Genomic DNA, 1,125 nt, shown 5'->3' with positions numbered 1-1,125 from the left:
CTCTGCGCGGGCGCCGCCGCCAGCGCCCCGAGCAGCTCACCGGGCGCGGACGCCACGAGACCCGCCAGCAGACCGGCGTTGGGGTCGCTCGGGTCGACCAGGGGCACGGGCAGCGCGAGGGCGGCGGCGCCCGCGCAGAGCGTGGAGACCCGGCTGCGGCAGGTGCGGTCGCGGCTGGAGACCGGGGACCACTACGGTGCGGGGACCGCTCTCGCCGCGCTGGACGAGGAGCGGCCCGAGGACTGGCGGGTGGTCTGGTACCGGGGCCTGGCCGCGCTGGTCACCGGCGACTTCGAGGGCGCCGCGCTCGCCTTCGACGCGATCTACGACGCCTTCCCCGGCGAGGCCGCGCCCAAGCTGGCGCTCGGCGCCTGCGCCGAGGTGCTGGGCCAGCTGGACAACGCGGCCGACTACTACCACCTGGTGTGGACGACCGATCCCAGTTATGTGAGCGCGGCGTTCGGGCTCGCCCGGGTGCGGCTCGCCGCCGGGGACCGGCAGGGCGCGGTGCGCACGCTGGAGTCGGTGCCGGAGTCGTCCATCCACTACACGGCCGCCCGGGTCGCCGCCGTACGGGCCCGGCTCAGAGGGCGCACCGCGGCGGCGGGTGACGTACCGTTCCTGGAGGATCTGACCGCCGCCGCCGGGCAGGTCGAGGCGCTCCAGGCGTACGGGCTCGACCCGGCGCGGCGCGAGGTGCTGTCGGCGGAAGTGCTCGGCTGTGCGCTGGACTGGATACTCTCCGGGGACCGGAACACCGCCCGGACGGCTTTTGGCGGGCGGGTGCTGCTGGGCAGCGGACTGGACGAGCGGGGCCTGCGCTTCGGCCTGGAGCGCGCCTATCGCACGCTGGCCCGGCTGGCCCCCGGCGGCCAGGAGAGGAACGAACTGGTGGAACGGGCCAACCGTTACCGCCCCCGGACGTGGGTGTAGTTGATGTCCCAGATGCCCCAGCAGGCAGCACCGGCCACGTGCCCGAGCTGCGCGGAACCCGTCGAACCGGACGACCTCTTCTGTGGTGCGTGCGGTCATGACCTCTCGGTGCTGCCCGCCCCGCCCCAGGACCACGCCACGCCGGCCATGACCGGCCCCCGGGACTCCGGTGTCCCGGGGGCCGGTCATGGC

2 protein-coding genes and 1 pseudogene are annotated in these 1,125 nt (G+C 75.3%); 2 read left to right on the top strand and 1 reads right to left on the bottom strand.

Annotation, left to right across the window (positions count from 1 at the left end):
* The coding region (locus tag CCN72_RS41235) for a hypothetical protein (protein WP_341868914.1) at positions 1 to 107 on the bottom strand (107 nt) is incomplete at its 3' end.
* A 7-nt stretch (positions 108 to 114) separates the two neighbouring features.
* Here CCN72_RS41235 and CCN72_RS37240 point away from each other — a divergent pair.
* Positions 115 to 933, top strand: a pseudogene (locus CCN72_RS37240) (tetratricopeptide repeat protein); the annotation flags it as partial.
* A gap of 3 nt (positions 934 to 936) precedes the next feature.
* Positions 937 to 1,125: zinc ribbon domain-containing protein (locus CCN72_RS38480; protein ID WP_208638204.1), on the top strand; the 189-nt coding region annotated here is incomplete at its 3' end.

This window comes from Streptomyces murinus (assembly GCF_002154555.1).
Lineage (GTDB): Bacteria > Actinomycetota > Actinomycetes > Streptomycetales > Streptomycetaceae > Streptomyces > Streptomyces murinus.
The sequence above is the reverse complement of the archived record's forward strand: the minus strand, read 5'-3'. Positions and strand labels throughout refer to the sequence as shown.